This is a genomic window from Bradyrhizobium sp. IC4059 (genome assembly GCF_020193615.1).
In the GTDB taxonomy this organism is placed as follows: Bacteria; Pseudomonadota; Alphaproteobacteria; order Rhizobiales; family Xanthobacteraceae; genus Bradyrhizobium; species Bradyrhizobium yuanmingense.
This window is the reverse complement of record NZ_JADYVH010000001.1, coordinates 417,157-431,819: the sequence shown is the minus strand read 5'-3', so window position 1 is coordinate 431,819 and position 14,663 is coordinate 417,157. Positions and strand designations below refer to the sequence as shown.

General features: G+C 66.1%; 17 protein-coding genes and 1 tRNA gene. 12 read left to right on the top strand and 6 right to left on the bottom strand.

What is annotated here, in order from left to right; translation table 11 throughout:
* Positions 1–33: 33 nt before the first annotated feature.
* The 3 genes from I6F12_RS02015 to I6F12_RS02005 form a co-directional block, all read right to left on the bottom strand.
* Positions 34–1,227, bottom strand: coding sequence for an MFS transporter (locus I6F12_RS02015; protein WP_225155392.1), 1,194 nt, complete (start codon positions 1,225–1,227; stop codon positions 34–36).
* Positions 1,228–1,309: 82 nt separating this feature from the next.
* Positions 1,310–1,930 (bottom strand): TetR/AcrR family transcriptional regulator, encoded by a 621-nt coding sequence (locus I6F12_RS02010; protein WP_345944157.1) that lies wholly within the window; start codon positions 1,928–1,930, stop codon positions 1,310–1,312.
* A gap of 77 nt (positions 1,931–2,007) precedes the next feature.
* Complete coding sequence (locus I6F12_RS02005) at positions 2,008–2,967, bottom strand: N-carbamoyl-D-amino-acid hydrolase (RefSeq protein WP_225112606.1); 960 nt, start codon at positions 2,965–2,967, stop codon at positions 2,008–2,010.
* A 127-nt stretch (positions 2,968–3,094) separates the two neighbouring features.
* Between I6F12_RS02005 and I6F12_RS02000 the strand changes: the two genes are divergently transcribed.
* The 3 genes from I6F12_RS02000 (at position 3,095) to I6F12_RS01990 (ending at position 4,442) form a co-directional block, all read left to right on the top strand.
* On the top strand, positions 3,095–3,448 hold the full coding sequence (locus I6F12_RS02000; RefSeq protein ID WP_225112605.1) for a hypothetical protein: 354 nt from the start codon (positions 3,095–3,097) through the stop codon (positions 3,446–3,448).
* Between the two features lie 212 nt (positions 3,449–3,660).
* Complete coding sequence (locus I6F12_RS01995; protein ID WP_036003836.1) at positions 3,661–3,987, top strand: hypothetical protein; 327 nt, start codon at positions 3,661–3,663, stop codon at positions 3,985–3,987.
* Between the two features lie 158 nt (positions 3,988–4,145).
* Entirely contained in the window at positions 4,146–4,442 is a 297-nt protein-coding gene (locus tag I6F12_RS01990; RefSeq protein WP_225155391.1) for a hypothetical protein, read from the top strand.
* A 309-nt stretch (positions 4,443–4,751) separates the two neighbouring features.
* On the opposite strand, the gene I6F12_RS01985 is transcribed toward I6F12_RS01990, so the two are convergent.
* Both I6F12_RS01985 and I6F12_RS01980 read right to left on the bottom strand, forming a co-directional pair.
* Positions 4,752–5,792: a tripartite tricarboxylate transporter substrate binding protein gene (locus I6F12_RS01985; RefSeq protein ID WP_225155390.1), complete on the bottom strand. Its 1,041-nt coding sequence runs from the start codon at positions 5,790–5,792 to the stop codon at positions 4,752–4,754.
* A gap of 282 nt (positions 5,793–6,074) precedes the next feature.
* Positions 6,075–6,151, bottom strand: a tRNA-Pro gene (locus I6F12_RS01980).
* Positions 6,152–6,201: 50 nt separating this feature from the next.
* Here I6F12_RS01980 and I6F12_RS01975 point away from each other — a divergent pair.
* From I6F12_RS01975 to I6F12_RS01950, 6 genes are all read left to right on the top strand, one after another.
* Positions 6,202–7,209: an L-threonylcarbamoyladenylate synthase gene (locus I6F12_RS01975; protein WP_225155389.1), complete on the top strand. Its 1,008-nt coding sequence runs from the start codon at positions 6,202–6,204 to the stop codon at positions 7,207–7,209.
* A 16-nt stretch (positions 7,210–7,225) separates the two neighbouring features.
* Positions 7,226–8,650, top strand: a complete 1,425-nt coding sequence (locus I6F12_RS01970; protein WP_225155388.1) for an FAD-binding oxidoreductase — start codon at positions 7,226–7,228, stop codon at positions 8,648–8,650.
* Entirely contained in the window at positions 8,647–9,093 is a 447-nt protein-coding gene (locus I6F12_RS01965) for a GNAT family acetyltransferase (RefSeq protein WP_225155387.1), read from the top strand. The genes I6F12_RS01970 and I6F12_RS01965 overlap by 4 nt, the downstream gene beginning before the upstream one ends.
* Before the next feature lie 9 nt (positions 9,094–9,102).
* Entirely contained in the window at positions 9,103–9,684 is a 582-nt protein-coding gene (locus I6F12_RS01960; protein WP_036028286.1) for an NUDIX domain-containing protein, read from the top strand.
* 276 nt (positions 9,685–9,960) lie between these two features.
* Positions 9,961–10,890, top strand: a complete 930-nt coding sequence (locus I6F12_RS01955) for a glycine/sarcosine/betaine reductase selenoprotein B family protein (RefSeq protein ID WP_225155386.1) — start codon at positions 9,961–9,963, stop codon at positions 10,888–10,890.
* A 35-nt stretch (positions 10,891–10,925) separates the two neighbouring features.
* Positions 10,926–12,119: a CoA transferase gene (locus tag I6F12_RS01950; RefSeq protein ID WP_225155385.1), complete on the top strand. Its 1,194-nt coding sequence runs from the start codon at positions 10,926–10,928 to the stop codon at positions 12,117–12,119.
* A 200-nt stretch (positions 12,120–12,319) separates the two neighbouring features.
* Here I6F12_RS01950 and I6F12_RS01945 read toward each other — a convergent pair whose 3' ends face one another.
* Positions 12,320–13,084 (bottom strand): SOS response-associated peptidase, encoded by a 765-nt coding sequence (locus I6F12_RS01945; protein WP_225155384.1) that lies wholly within the window; start codon positions 13,082–13,084, stop codon positions 12,320–12,322.
* A 63-nt stretch (positions 13,085–13,147) separates the two neighbouring features.
* On the opposite strand from I6F12_RS01945, the gene I6F12_RS01940 reads away from it, so the two are divergent.
* Genes I6F12_RS01940 through I6F12_RS01930 form a run of 3 tightly spaced genes read left to right on the top strand, consistent with a single transcriptional unit; the run spans position 13,148 to position 14,524 of the window.
* Positions 13,148–13,657, top strand: a complete 510-nt coding sequence (locus I6F12_RS01940) for a hypothetical protein (RefSeq protein WP_036003651.1) — start codon at positions 13,148–13,150, stop codon at positions 13,655–13,657.
* 9 nt (positions 13,658–13,666) lie between these two features.
* Entirely contained in the window at positions 13,667–14,101 is a 435-nt protein-coding gene (locus I6F12_RS01935) for an NUDIX domain-containing protein (RefSeq protein ID WP_036003648.1), read from the top strand.
* 45 nt (positions 14,102–14,146) lie between these two features.
* Positions 14,147–14,524, top strand: a complete 378-nt coding sequence (locus I6F12_RS01930; RefSeq protein WP_036003646.1) for a TIGR02301 family protein — start codon at positions 14,147–14,149, stop codon at positions 14,522–14,524.
* Positions 14,525–14,663: the final 139 nt, after the last annotated feature.

Sequence of the window (14,663 nt, the reverse complement as noted above, 5' to 3'; positions counted from 1 at the left end):
GCGAGGTCGGTCGCACCGTTCGGGCGACGGCCGCTACTCGGTCAGCGCGTAGAGCAACCCCGCGACGGGCAAAGCAAGGCCAATGGCCGATGCGAGCGTCCAGCCTCCCTGTGCGAATGCCCATGCTCCGACCGCCGAGCCGACCGCGCCGGCGGCGAAGAACGTCGCCATGTAGAGACCATTGAGGCGACTGCGGTGCTCGTGCCCGAGCGCGAAGATGGCGCGGAAGCCCAGCACCACATTGCCCTGGACGCCGATATCGATCGCAATCGCGGCCACCACCAGACAGGCGAGGTTCAGCATCGAGCCGGACGCGCCGATGGAGGTCACCAGGAAGCCGGCGGCCGTGAGCAGCATCGCGACCAGCGTCGCGATGCTGCTATGGCCGCGGTCCGCGAGGCGCCCGGCGATCGGTGCTGCGAACACGCCGGCGACGCCGGCCAGCGCGAACAGCGCGATGCCGCGCTGGGAGAAGCCGAACTCGCCGGCGAGCTGGAGTGGCGCCACCGTCCAGAACAGGGTGAAGGCGCCGAACAGGCTCGCCTGGTACAGCGCGCGGCGCCGCAACAGCGGCGTGGCCCGCACCAGGTCCGGCATCGACAGCAGCAATTGGCCGTAATGCATCCGCGTGACCGGCTTGCGCTTCGGCAGCGTCATCCAGAGCACGGCTGCGAGCACGATCATCAGCGCGGCGGAGGCGAAGAACACTGCGTGCCACGACAGCAAGGCGGTGACGAAGCTCGACACCGGACGCGCCAGCATGATGCCGAGCATCAGGCCGGTCGAGACGTTGCCGACGACGCGGCCGCGGATGGCTTCGGGCGCCAGATGCGCTGCATAGGGGATGATGATCTGCACCGCGACCGAGCCGAGGCCGATGAACAGTGCGGCGAGCAGGAACGGCAGCGCATGGGTTGCGAACGCCGCGGCGAGCAGCGCCGCGGCGCCAAGCATGATCACCGAGCAGATCAGCGCGCGGTTCTCGACGAGATCGCCGAGCGGCACGATCAGCAGCAGCCCGGTGCCGTAGCCGATCTGCGTCATCGTCACGATCAGCCCGCTAGCTGCATGCGACAGGCCGAGCGCGGCGCTGATTGGGGCGATCAGCGGCTGCGCATAATAGATGTTGGCGGCGACCATGCCACAAGCCGCGGCAAGCACGAAGGTCAGGCGCTGCGACACCGCATCCGGCCCCGGCGCGGTCTCGATCGTGGCATTCATCGTCATTCGCATGGTCTCCAGGTAAGGCGCAGGGAATGGCCGTTAGGTAAGGTATAGGGAATGGTCATTCCCTATTCTGACAAAGAATTCAGGCGAGCAGCTTCATTGCGGCGCCGACGAGACGCTCTGCGTCGAGCGGCAGACGCGCCTTGCCGACGACGCGCATTCCCTGCGTGATGCAGAGCATCAGCCGCGCGGTGTCGTCGGCTACGACATGGCGGGGGATCGAGCCATCGGCCTGTCCGGCGCGTATGAGGCCGGCGATGAAGCTCTCGTTGCTCGCGAGCTGTGTGCTGACGCGGGCACCCACGACCGGATCGAGCGCGGACAGTTCGACCGCGCTGCCGACCACGAGGCAGCCGCGCCGCCCCTCGCTGCCCCGGGAATGCTCGACATAGGACAGCAGCACGTTGCGGATTTGCTCGCGGCCGTTTGCACCACGCGCCGCCGCGCTGCGGGTCTGCTGCTGGCGCAGGGCCGTGTAGCGCTCGAAGGCGGCGAGAAACACCGCATGCTTGTCGCGAAACGCCTTGTAGATGCTTCCCGTCGCGAGCCGCATCGCCGCAGTGAGGTCCCCGATCGAGGTGGCATGATAGCCGCGCTCACGAAACACGCGCACGGCGCGGTCGAGCGCGGTGTCCATGTCGAATTCCCGGGGACGGCCGGGCAGACGGGCGGCAGGTCGGGAGCGGCGGGCGGCCTTTTGCATTGCGGGATAATAGGGAATGAACGTTTCCGAATAAACACACGTGGTCGTGAAGAGAATCAATGACGAAGGAGAGAGCGTCACCCCCTCCGCGGCACCGGCGTCCCATCCGCCATGATCGTCACGCCCTTCCGCTCGACGATCATGCCGTAGGCGCGCGGCTGGCGGTGCACGTCGAAATTGAAGGTGGTGCGCTTGTAGGAACTGCAGAGATCGAGATCGCAGCGCGCCAGCGCGATCTCGTCGCCCTTTGTCGTGCAGGCCGCAATGATCTCGCCCGAGGGCGCGATGATGCAGCTGCCTCCGATGTGGTCGACGCCCTCCTCCACACCGGCCTTGGCGACCCCGACCACGAATGTGCCGTTCTGATAGGCGCCGGCCTGCATCACCAGATGATTGTGGAACAGCGAGAGATCGTCATGCTCCGGCGCGGGCGGATTGTGCACGGGCGTGTTGTAGCCGATCAGCACCATCTCGACGCCCTGCAGGCCCATCACGCGATAGGTCTCGCTCCAGCGGCGGTCGTTGCAGATCGCCATGCCGATCACGCCGCCGAAGGCACCGACCACGCCGAAGCCGCTGCCGGGCTCGAAATAGCGCTTCTCCAGATGCTGGAATTCGCGCCACGGTTCGTGCTCGGCATGGCCGGGCAGATGCACCTTGCGATATTTCAGGACGATCGCGCCGCTCTTGTCGACGAGGATGGACGTGTTGTAGCGCCTGACAATCCCGACCTCGAGCGTCAGTTCGGCATAGCCGAGGCAGAAGCCGATGCCGAGCTGGCGGGCGAGATCGAACAGCGCCTGTGTCTCGGCACCCGGCATCTCGCGCTCGAAGAAGCTGTCGATCTCGGCCTGGTCCTCGAAGTACCAGCGCGGAAAGAACGTGGTCAGCGCCAGCTCGGGATAGACGATCAGGTCGCAGCCGCAGGCCCGCGCCTCGCGCATCAACGCCATCAGTCGCGCCACCACCGCGGACCTCGACTCGCTCCTCGCGATCGGTCCGAGCTGGCCGGCTGCAATGGTCACAGTTCTCGTCACGCGTCGTTCCTCATCTTTTTCGAGTGCGCCCGGCCAGAGCCTATCACCCGCGCACAGGCCGCCTCGGCGCCCCGTACTGAGGGCACAATCAAATTCCGGGCCTGCGGGTATCATCGTGCGGCGCTGGGTGAGCACCAAACAGGAACTTCGTTGCCGATCTGCAACGGTTCCCCGCCGTCTGAAGCCGGACAAAACAAACTCCCATTCCGGCCATGAACCGCTCTCACAAGGCCGTGAGACTATCAGGGGAACGACGATGCGCGCACAACGCGTTTGGAAAGTGAATGGGGCCGCCAGCATCGGGCAGCTTCAATCGAGATTAGACGATCTGAACAAGCGTCTCGGTCAGCTCGAAAACCAGCATCCGGACAGCTGGAAGCTCGAGGAGCTGAGATCGAGCGCGCTCAGCCTGTCGCGGGAGATCGACGACATCCGCTGCGCCGAAGCGACGGCGGCCTTGAGCGAGCTGCTGCGGAAATAGTCGGCCTGCCGATTCGCGCCGGCGCAGGGAACCAAGCGCGGCGGCGGCCATTTCCATGCAAAGCATGGAGCAAGACCATGAGCAGGCAGCTGACGCGCGCCGATCTCGCGCGCGACGTGGCCGGGCCCACGCTGGTTCTGTGCACGGCGGCGGCCTTCACCATCGCGCGCCATTTCTCATTGTGAAGAATTTGACGCTGTGAGGGATTTTGCATGACGTCCGATCCCGAGGAGCAGGTCAGGCTGCAAGGCTACGGCGAGATGACGCTGCGCACCGCGGTCGAGACCTTGATGCTGCTCGCACCGCGTGAGCGGTCCGAGGCCGCGATCTATCGCGTCCGCGACGGCGTGCGCCTCGCGCAAAGCGAGGTCGCCGAGCTCGCATCACACTGGGGTATCCAGCCCGCACCCAACGTGCGATCGCCGAGACTGGTGCCGGAGCAGCACTGGCAAGACGTCGTCCGCGGCATGGTGCGCGACGCCCCGCTGCCGTCGCTGCTGGTGGCCTTTCTGGTCGGTGTGCTGGTCGCTCGCAGATAATGCGCGCTCGCGATGACGCGCTCATGTCAATGGAAATCGCGGCGTTCCGTGAAACCCGAGGAAACCTTTTTTGCTCGCGAAAACGCGACCGTTCCGCGCGGAACGTCTCGCGGCAGGAGGGATTGGGCCCCCGTTAAGCCTCGAACATGGAGACAACCATGATACGTACGAAACTCGTGAGCGTCGCCGCAACTCTGGCCGCGATTTTGCCGCTCGCAACTGTAAGCCCCAGCCTCGCTGCGGGCCGCGGTCCCGGCCCGTGCACCCCACCGGCTGGAGAAGCAGTCGGCGCCGCCGGGCCCGCCATGAGCGGCGGCCAGTTGATGGCCGGCATCGGCCAATGCCAGCGCATCGGCAGTTGGCACCCTGCCAACACCTACGGTTATTGGAGCCCGGGATACGGCTATGACGGGCCTCGCTGGGGCGCATCAGCCTACGCCCCCTACGAAGACTAGGCCCTTCACATAACAGCGTCACAACGGCGCGGCCGATCACGGCCGCGCCGTTTGCGTTGGCGGGGCGCACCAGCAGGGATTGCTTCGCAGCACCAAGGCGAGCTGCAGAAGTAGGTTGTCAGCTAATCTCCGCTAAAATTCGGAGCGCGAATCGAGAGCGAGGAGTCGTGAAAGTCACGACTTGCGACGATATCCACACTAGGGTGGCTTCGTCCTCTGATTTTGAGAGCCGGCCCAATGCCGTTTCTGCTGGGCGTGCTGGTGGCGCGGCGGTAGTCTCCCAACAACCGCCGGCTACGGAAGGATCGATCACTTCTGCCCGTCTGCTCGCATCTGCTCGGCGTAAGGACGTAAAGCTGCGGACATATCGTCGAGGTGTTTCTGCCACTCCGCGCCAGGCATGAAGGCGATCACCGGCTCATCCCCGGGCGAACCCGTCAGGTACTCTGGACTACGCAGGCCCTCGGCGATCCCGGCTTCCAGCTTCTTGACGATGTCGTCTGGAACGCCCTTGGGGACCGCAAAGCCGCGTTCCGACGTCGTCATGACCGGAAAGCCCGCCTCCTCTGCCGTCGGAACGCCCGGCAGCGATGGAAAGCGCTTCTTCGACAGGATCGCGATGACACGAAATGGCCCCTTGTTGGTGCCATGCAATTCGGGGATCTCGCTGAGGGTGACCATGCCGACGTCCAGATGCCCGCCCAGGAGATCGGTCCGCTGTGCGGCCGTTCCTCTGTAGGAGATCTCGTTGGGCTCGACTTTCGCGGCTGCCGCAAGCATGCGAATGGCCAGATGACCGTTCGTGCCGGCACCATTGTGACCGAAGGTCACCGAGCCCGGCTTGCTGCGCAGTGCGGCAACGACATCCGGCAGATTGCTGAATCTGCTATCGGCAGGCACCACCATGACATTCGGATCTTCGACGACGCGAGCGACCAGCCGGATTTCATCCGTGGTGTATTGGGTTTTGCGGGTCATTGGCAGGAAGTTGTAGCCTGGCACGTTGACGACACCGATCGAATAGCCCTCGGGCGCCGCGCGCGCGATCGACGCAAACGCGATCTCTCCGCCGGCGCCGGGCTTGTTCAGGACGACGAACTTCGCCTTGCCGCCCAGCGCGCGCTCGACAAAGGGGAGAAGCTTGCGCGCCATGACATCGGTGCCGCCGCCGGGCGCAAAGCCGACGACGACTTCGATCGGCTTGTCGTCGGGCCACGCGGCCCATGCCGACCCGCAGGCCGCGAATCCAAAAGCCGTAGCGAGCGCGATGATTTTATTGTTCATGATTTCCAGCCCTGTTTTTGTTATTGGCCGATCGCGCCTCGGGCGCGCGATCAGCTTGGGACTCATCTAGCCGTCGGGATGACTGGAGGGCAACCGGCGAGGCACCACGGCCCGGCGCTGATGGTGGCGTTTTTGGTGGGTGTGCTGATGGCGCGGCGGTAGGCCCCTGACCTAGCTCCGCAAGTCGGAACCGCCGGCGCTCGCTTCTGGCAAGCCATGCTACCGCGACAGGCCACCCTGCCCCGCCAAATCGGCCGTGGACCCAATCCCGAAATCGTTGCAAAAGGCGTCCTGAGGCGCCGGCAGCCGGGCTGCCAAGACTCTGGAAAACGTCGACTTTTGGAAGAATGGTCGGAGTGGCAGGATTCGAACCTGCGACCCCTGCGTCCCGAACGCAGTGCTCTACCGGGCTGAGCCACACTCCGACAAGAAGGCGGCTTATAGCGTCGGGCTTGACGCACTGCAAGCGGCCGAGATGAGGAATTTTATCCCTGTGAAGACGGGTGTCGAAACGCTGATATTGCCGGCCGGCGAAGCCGGCGCGGAAGCCGCCGCCCGGCGACTTGCGGCCGGCGGGCTGGTCGCGTTTCCGACCGAGACGGTCTACGGGCTCGGGGCGGATGCTGCCAATGCGGTCGCGATCGCCCATCTCTACGCCGCCAAGGGCCGGCCGGCGTTCAATCCGCTGATCGCGCATGTCGCGGACCTCAAGGCCGCGCGGCGGATCGGGCGGTTCGATGCGCGGGCGCTGGCGCTTGCGGAGGCGTTCTGGCCGGGGCCGCTGACGCTCGTGGTGCCGAAGGCCGAGGACTGCACGGTGGCGGATCTCGCCACCGCTGGCCTCGACACGGTGGCGATCCGCATCCCCGCCCATCCCGTCGCGCAGGCGATCCTGCGCGCCTTCGGCGGCGCCGTGGTGGCGCCCTCGGCCAACATCTCCGGCCACGTCTCGCCGACGCTGGCCGCGCATGTCGAGAGCGACCTTGCCGGGCGGATCGACCTGATCATCGACGGCGGGCCTGTTACGGTCGGCGTTGAATCCACGATTGTCGGCTGCTTCGACGCGCCGATGCTGCTTCGTCCCGGTGGGCTCTCGCGCGAGCGGATCGAGGCGGTGCTGGGCGCGAAGCTGACGCGGCCGCCGGCGGAGGCTGGCAGCGACGACAGCCAGCCGCTGGCCCCGGGCATGCTGGCCTCGCACTACGCACCGCGCGCCCATGTGCGGCTCAATGCACGTGAGGTCGCGCCGGGCGACGCGCTGCTGGCGTTCGGCCCGGAGCGCCTGCCCGGCCTTGACGCCGCCTCGGCCGTCATGAATTTGTCGCCCACCGCCGATCTCGATGAAGCCGCGGCCAATCTGTTCGGCTATCTTCGCAGCCTCGATGCGAAAGCGCCGCGGGCGATTGCGGTGATGCCGATTCCCGAAGATGGTCTGGGCGAGGCGATCAACGACCGGCTGCGCCGCGCCGCGGTGGCGCGTTGAAGCAAGAGACGAGGACATGAACATCAACAAGCCTGCCACCCCGCCGCTTGCGCCCGAATTGATCGAGCAATTCCGCAAGATCGTCGGCGACCGCCACGCCATCACCGACCCGACTGACATCGAGCCTTACGTCACCGAGGAGCGCAATCTGTTCCACGGCCGCTCGCCGCTGGTGCTGCGCCCGGGCTCGACGGCGGAGGTTTCCGCGATCTGCAAGCTCGCCTCCGCGCACAACATCGCGCTGGTGCCGCAGGGCGGCAACACCGGGCTCGTCGGCGGCCAGACGCCGCACAATGGCGAGGTGGTGGTGTCGCTGCGCCGGCTCGACAAGATCCGCGAGGTCGACACCGCGTCCAACACCATGACGGTGGAAGCCGGTGTGGTGCTGCAGATCGCGCAAGCCAAGGCCTCCGAGGTCGATCGGCTGTTTCCGCTGTCGCTCGGCGCGGAAGGCAGCTGCACCATCGGCGGCAATCTCTCGACCAATGCCGGCGGCACCGCGGCGCTCGCCTATGGCGTCGCGCGCGAGATGGCGCTGGGCCTCGAAGTGGTGCTCGCCGATGGGCGCGTGCTCAATTCGCTGTCAAAGCTGAAGAAGGACAACACCGGCTACAATCTACACAACCTCTTCATCGGCGCCGAAGGCACGCTCGGCATCATCACCGCGGCGACGCTGAAACTGTTTCCGAAGCCGCGGGCGATCGAGACCGCCTTCGTCGGGCTGAAATCGCCGGCGGCGGCGCTGAGGCTGCTCACCATCGCGCAAGGCGAAGCCGCCAATGCGCTGACGAGCTTCGAGCTGCTGTCGGAGCTGGCGGTGGATTTCTCGGTCCGCCACGGCATCGACGTGCGCGATCCGCTCGCAGAGAAGCATCCCTGGTACGTGCTGATGGAATTGTCATCGCCGAGCGAGGATGCCCGCACGCTGGAGACGATCCTCGGCCGTGCCATGGAGGAGGAGATCGTCGACGACGCCGTGATCGCGGCGAGCCTCGCCCAGCGCGGCGCGTTCTGGAAGCTGCGCGACGAGATGTCGGCGGCGCAGAAGCCGGAAGGCGGCTCGATCAAGCACGACATCTCCGTCCCGGTTGCGGCCGTGCCCGAATTCATCGCGGAAGCCGATGCGGCCGTGGTGAAGCTGATCCCCGGCGCCCGGCCGGTGCCGTTCGGCCATCTCGGCGACGGCAATCTGCATTACAACGTCAGCCAGCCGATCGGCGCCGACACCGCCGATTTCCTCGCGCGCTGGCATGATGTGAACGCGGTGGTGTTCGAGATCGTGCTGCGCATGGGCGGCTCGATCTCGGCCGAGCACGGCATCGGCGTGCTCAAGCGCGACGAGCTCCCCGAGGTGAAGGACAAAACCGCGATCGAGCTGATGCGCTCCATCAAGACGATGCTCGATCCGCTCGGCATCATGAATCCGGGGAAGGTGCTGTGAGCGCTTCCCTTGCGATCGATGCGATCACCGATGCCGACGTCGAGGGCGTGGTCGCGCTGTGGCAGCGCTGCGGCCTGACGCGCCCCTGGAACGACCCGCATGCCGACATCGCACTAGCGCGGCGGCGCGACAATTCCACCGTGCTGGTCGGCCGCGACAATGGCGCGATCGTCGCCACCGTGATGGTCGGCCATGACGGCCATCGCGGCTGGGTCTATTACGTCGCCGTCGATCCCAGCTGTCAGAAGCGCGGCTATGGCCGCATCATCATGGCGGCGGCCGAGGACTGGCTGCGAAGCGCCGGGATTTTGAAGCTGCAGCTCCTGGTCCGTCGCGAGAACGCGCAGGCCAACGCGTTCTATGGCTCGCTCGGCTTCGAGCTATCGACATCCCTGATGTTCCAGAAGTGGCTCGACGGCCGTGCGACCACGCCAAGCAATTGAGATCCAGCCATGACCCTTTCCGACCGCGTCCGCATCAAGGACGTCCGCGTGCTCTCGGACGGTTGGACCACGCTGAAGACCACGACCTTCGAATATCGGCGCGCGAGTGGCGAGTGGCAGACCCAGCATCGCGAGACCTATGAGCGCGACAACGCCGCCGCCGTGCTGCCATATAATCTCGCGCGGCGGACCGTGATCCTGGTGCGCCAGTTCCGCCTTCCGGCCTTCATCCGCGGTTACGACGACCTCTTGATCGAGGCCGCCGCCGGCGTGCTCGACAACGCCGAGCCCGAGGAGCGCATCCGCGCCGAGGCGGAGGAAGAGACCGGCTATCGCCTGCACCATGTCCACAAGGTGTTCGAGGCCTTCATGAGCCCCGGCGCCATCACCGAGAAGCTGCATTTCTTCGTCGCCGAATACGAGCCCGAGATGCGCGTCAGCGACGGCGGCGGCCTGGAGCACGAGGGCGAGGACATCGAGGTGCTGGAGCTCTCCATTGACGAAGCTCTCGCGATGATCGCCGACGGCCGCATCATCGACGCCAAGGCGATCATGCTGCTGCAGTATGTGGCGCTGCATGTGTTCAGGTGACCTTGCGGCTGTCCTTCCTTCTCCCCTTGTGGGAGAAGGTGGCGCGAAGCGCCGGATGAGGGGTTCTCTCCACTTGTGAGATCGTTCGTGAGGATGGATACCCCTCACCCGTCTCGCCGCTATGCGGCGATCCACCCTCTCCCACAAGGGGAGAGGGGAGGAGCGCAGCTCGCTCTATCAAGCCTGCAATTCAGACCTGCGCCGCCGCTCCCCCCCGGTTGAGCAACCGCAAAACTATCTCTAGTCTGTCGTCAACCAACAACCAGGAGACGCGCCATGTCCGCTCCGCGCGACGATGAATTCGGCTTTGCGCCCGACTACGATTCCCCCGTCCCCTACATGCAGCGCACCCGGGATTATTACGCGGCGATCGGCTACACCACGCCGTACCGCTGGGCGCATTACACCGAGGCACCGTTCCAGCCGCTGAAAAAAACGCTGGCCCAATCGCGCGTCACCATCATCACCACCGCGGCGCCCTACGATCCGGCCAAGGGCGACCAGGGGCCGGGCGCGGCGTATAATGGCAGCGCGAAGTTTTATCAGGTCTATGACGGCGACACGTCGAAAAAGCACGATCTGCGCATCTCGCACATCGGCTACGACCGTAAGCACACCTCAGCCACCGACAGCGGCACCTGGTTTCCGCTGCCGCAGTTATTGAAGGCATCCGCGGCCGGCCGCATCGGCGAGGTCGCGCCGCGCTTCTTCGGCGCGCCGACCAACCGCAGCCATCGCGTCACGCTCGACACCGACGCGCCGGAGATCCTGGCACGCTGCCTCGCGGACAAGGTCGACGTCGCGGTGCTGGTGCCGAACTGCCCGGTCTGCCACCAGACCACCGCGCTGGTGGCGCGGCACCTGGAGCGCAACGGCATCCCGACCGTGGTCATGGGTTGCGCCAAGGACATCATCGAGCACGCGGCCGTGCCGCGCTTCCTGTTCTCCGACTTCCCGCTCGGCAATTCCGCCGGCAAGCCGCACGACATCGCGTCGCAGGCCCAGACGCTCGAGCTCGCGCTCCGGCTGCTGGAGAGCGCGAGCGGTCCGCAGACCACGATGCAATCGCCGCTGCGCTGGAGCGAGGACGCCTCCTGGAAGCTCGACTACAACAACGTTGCGCAGCTCTCGCCCGAAGAGCTGGCTCGCCGCCGCGCCGAGTTCGACAAGCAGAAGGAGATCGCGCGCGGCAACCGCGCCGCCTGACGTCCTCCAACAACAATAAGCCGAGGGAGAGCGAGGTGACGCGACCGTTCGAGGGCGTGAAGATCCTGGATTTTACGCAAGTGCTGGCCGGCCCCTATGCGAGTTATCAGCTCGCGCTGCTCGGCGCCGACGTCATCAAGATCGAGCGGCGCGAGGGCGAGGACATGCGCCGCACGCCGCTCAGCCGCGAATGGGCCGAGCGCGGTCTGGCGCCGGCATTCCAGGCGGTCAACGGCAACAAGCGCAGCCTGACGCTCGATCTGCAGAACCCGGAGGCGATCGCGATCGTGAAGAAGCTCGCAGGCCGCGTCGACGTGGTCATGGAGAATTTCCGCCCCGGCGTGATGGACAAGCTCGGCATCGGCTATGAGGCGCTGTCCGCGATCAACCCAAAGCTGATCTATTGCGCGGTGTCGGGTTTCGGCCAGACCGGGCCGGATCGCCTGCGGCCCGGCTATGACGGCAAGATGCAGGCGCTGTCGGGGATCATGGCGATCACCGGCCACCCCGAGACGGGGCCGACGCGCGCGGGCTTTGCCGTGTGCGACGTGCTCTCGGGCGCCACCGCTGCGTTCGGCGTGTCCAGCGCGCTCTACCAGCGCGACCGCACCGGCAAGGGGCAGCTGATCGACGTCTCCATGCTGGAGGCGACGCTGGCGTTTCTCTCGGGCCAGATCGCCGACTGGTCGGTCGCCGGACATCGACAGCAGCTATCGGGCAATCAGGCGGTGAGCCGCCGGACCACGGCGAATTTGTTCAAGTGCGGCGACGGCCATATCCTGCTCGCCGTCAACAACGAGAAGCAGTACCGCGCGCTGATGGCTGCGCTCGGCCGCGAGGATACGCTGTCAGATCCGCGCTTTGCCGACTGGTTCTCGCGCAACGAGAACGAGGGCGCGCTGCGCGCCATCATCGAGCAGGCGCTAGCGAAACGGCCGGCACGCGAATGGGAGACGATCTTGGAGGACGCCGGCGCGCCCTGCGCCAGCATCTGGAAGGTCGAGGAGGTCATCGACCATCCCCAAATCAAGGCGCGCGGCGCGATCCAGGAGCTGGACACGGAATACGGCCGCCTGCGCTTTGCCGGCAGCGGCTTCAAGCTGGCCCATGGCGGCGGCAGGCTGGATCGCATGGCGCCGGAGCTGGGCGCGGATACGGACGCGGTGCTGGGCGAGCTGGGATTCGATGCGGCGGAGATCGCGGGCTTGAGGGCGCGGGAGATTGTGTGACGGCAGCGCCTCACACTCAGTCGTCGTCCCGGGGCGCGCGTAGCGCGAACCCGGGACCCATAACCACAGGATCGCGTTTGACGAGACTCGTGGTGAACAGTTTGCGCCATAACCTCATCCTGTGGCTATGGGTCCCGGATCGGCGCGCGCTTTGGGCGCGCTTGTCCGGGACGACAGCGGAGTGAGTGGCGGCACCGCACCTAGAACAACGACCCCTGCCCGTCATCTGATGACGCTGCCGCAGTCTTCCGCACCGCCTTCTTCGGCTTCGCCGCCTCGGCTTCCGCCTCGATCTCCTCCGCACTGATCGGCAGCACGAGCTGCTCGTCGTCATTGGCGACGCGGTTGACGCGGGTGGAGACCGGGTGCCAGGCGAATTCTCCGACGCGCGGGGCCCTCATCAGCGGCAGGATTGCATCGATCTCGTCGCCGTTGCTGTCGAGCCAGCGCTCGAAGTCGCGCGGGCTGATGGTGACGGGCACACGGTCATGCAGCGCGGCGAGATCCTCGCCTGCCCCGGCGGTGACGATCGCGACCGTGTCGAGTTCCTCGCCGTTCGGCCCGACCCAGGTCTCGAACACAGCGGCAAAACCGAGCGGCTCACCGTCGGCGCGGTGGATGAAGAAGGGCTGCTTGCGGCCGGCTTCCGTCTTCCATTCGTAATAACCATCGGCCGGGATCAGGCCGCGCCGGCGGCGAATCGCATTCTTGAAGGCGGGCTTCTCCAGCACCGTCTCGGAACGGGCATTGATCAGGAGCGTGAACCCGCGGGGGTCCTTGACCCAGCCGGGCAACAGGCCCCAGCGCATCAGACGGAAATGGCGCGCGCCGTTCTCGAGCAGCACCACCGGAATCGGTTGTGTCGGCGCGACATTGTACCGGGGCGGGAAATTCGGCTGCTCGACATAGCCGAACAGTTGCCGCAAAGCCGCGGGGGCCGAAGTTATGACGAAGCGTCCACACATCCTTGGAGGCCTATATAGGGTCCGTTCAGGTCCTTTTAACCCCGAACGTTAACACTGCGGCAGATGAGCTCAACGGCCTCCCAACCCGCGCGGACGCATGTACAGACGGGCCCTGAGGCGACCGCCTGGGCCGAACGGCTGCGCGTGGCCAACATCAATCCGCGCACCGGGCTTGCCACCGACTATCTCAACCATTTCAATGAAGCCGTGATGCTGCTCGAAATGGTGCCAGATATGCCGGAATGCGCCGAGGACTTCCTGACCTGGACGCCGCTGTCCTATGCCGAGCATTTCACGGCGTCGAATTTCAAGGCGCGGGATTTGGCGATCGAAGCCTATGAGAAAGCCGATCCCAACGTGCGTGCCCAGTTCGACCACTTGACGGATACCATGACCTCGATTCTGACCGCGGTCGGCTCGGCTATGCGCGAGGTCGAGAAGGACACGACGCGGGTCCGCCTCGCCGAGCAGGCCACGCTTTGGGTCAAGCCCCTGATCGCAGCCTGCGGCGGCATCATCAATGGCGGGGCGGAAGCCGACGTCGACACCATCATGGCGAACTCATCCGGATAGGTGACGCGATTGGCCGCAATCGTCCATCCTGCCCATCCCCAGCTTGCGGTCAGCGCGGCGATCTTCCGCGACGGCAAGGTGCTACTGGTCCGCCGCGCCCGCTCGCCGGCCAAGGGCTTCTATTCGCTGCCGGGTGGCCGGGTCGAGTTCGGCGAATCGCTGCATCAGGCCCTGAGCCGCGAGGTCGACGAGGAAACCGGCCTTTGCATCGAGATCATTGGCCTCGCCGGCTGGCGCGAGGTGCTGCCGGCCGCGGCCGGCGCCGGCCATTACCTGATCATGTCCTTTGCCGCGCGCTGGACGGCCCGGGAGCCGGCGCTGAACGACGAGCTCGACGATCACCGCTGGATCGCCCCTGGCGCCCTGGCAAGCCTCGGCGACCTCAAGCTGACCGGGGGGCTCGAGGAGGTCATCCTGTCCGCTCACCGGCTGCTTGGAGCCTGACCGCCCGCCTTGCGCCAGCCGTCCCGAGGGGGCATACAGCCGCCGATGTCGTCGCGATTTCTGGCCATTTTTGTCCTGATTCTCGCCTGCGCCTCCGTGCCTGCGAGGGCCCAGGACGTGGCGGCGCCGTTTGACGGCGAACTGCAGCGGCTGGCCGAGATCCTCGGCGGCCTGCACTATCTGCGCGGCATCTGCGGGGCCAACGAGGGTAACAAATGGCGCAATGAGATGCAGGCGCTGATCGATGCCGAGACCCCCTCCGGCGAGCGCCGCACCCGCATGATCGCCGGCTTCAACCGCGGCTATAACGGTTTTCAGCAGACCTATCGCAGCTGCACGCCGGCCGCGATGGTGGCGATCCGCCGCTACATCGAGGAAGGCTCGAAGATCTCGCGCGATCTCACGGCGCGCTACGCGAACTAGCTACCCCGTCATTCCGGGGCTCGCGCGCGAGAGCCCGGAATCCATTCATCCACCGTCTCTGATGCCCGATGGATTCCGGGCTCGCGCGAGGCGCGCCCCGGAATGACGGCGCGGTCGACGCATGTGCGGGCCGGGAACC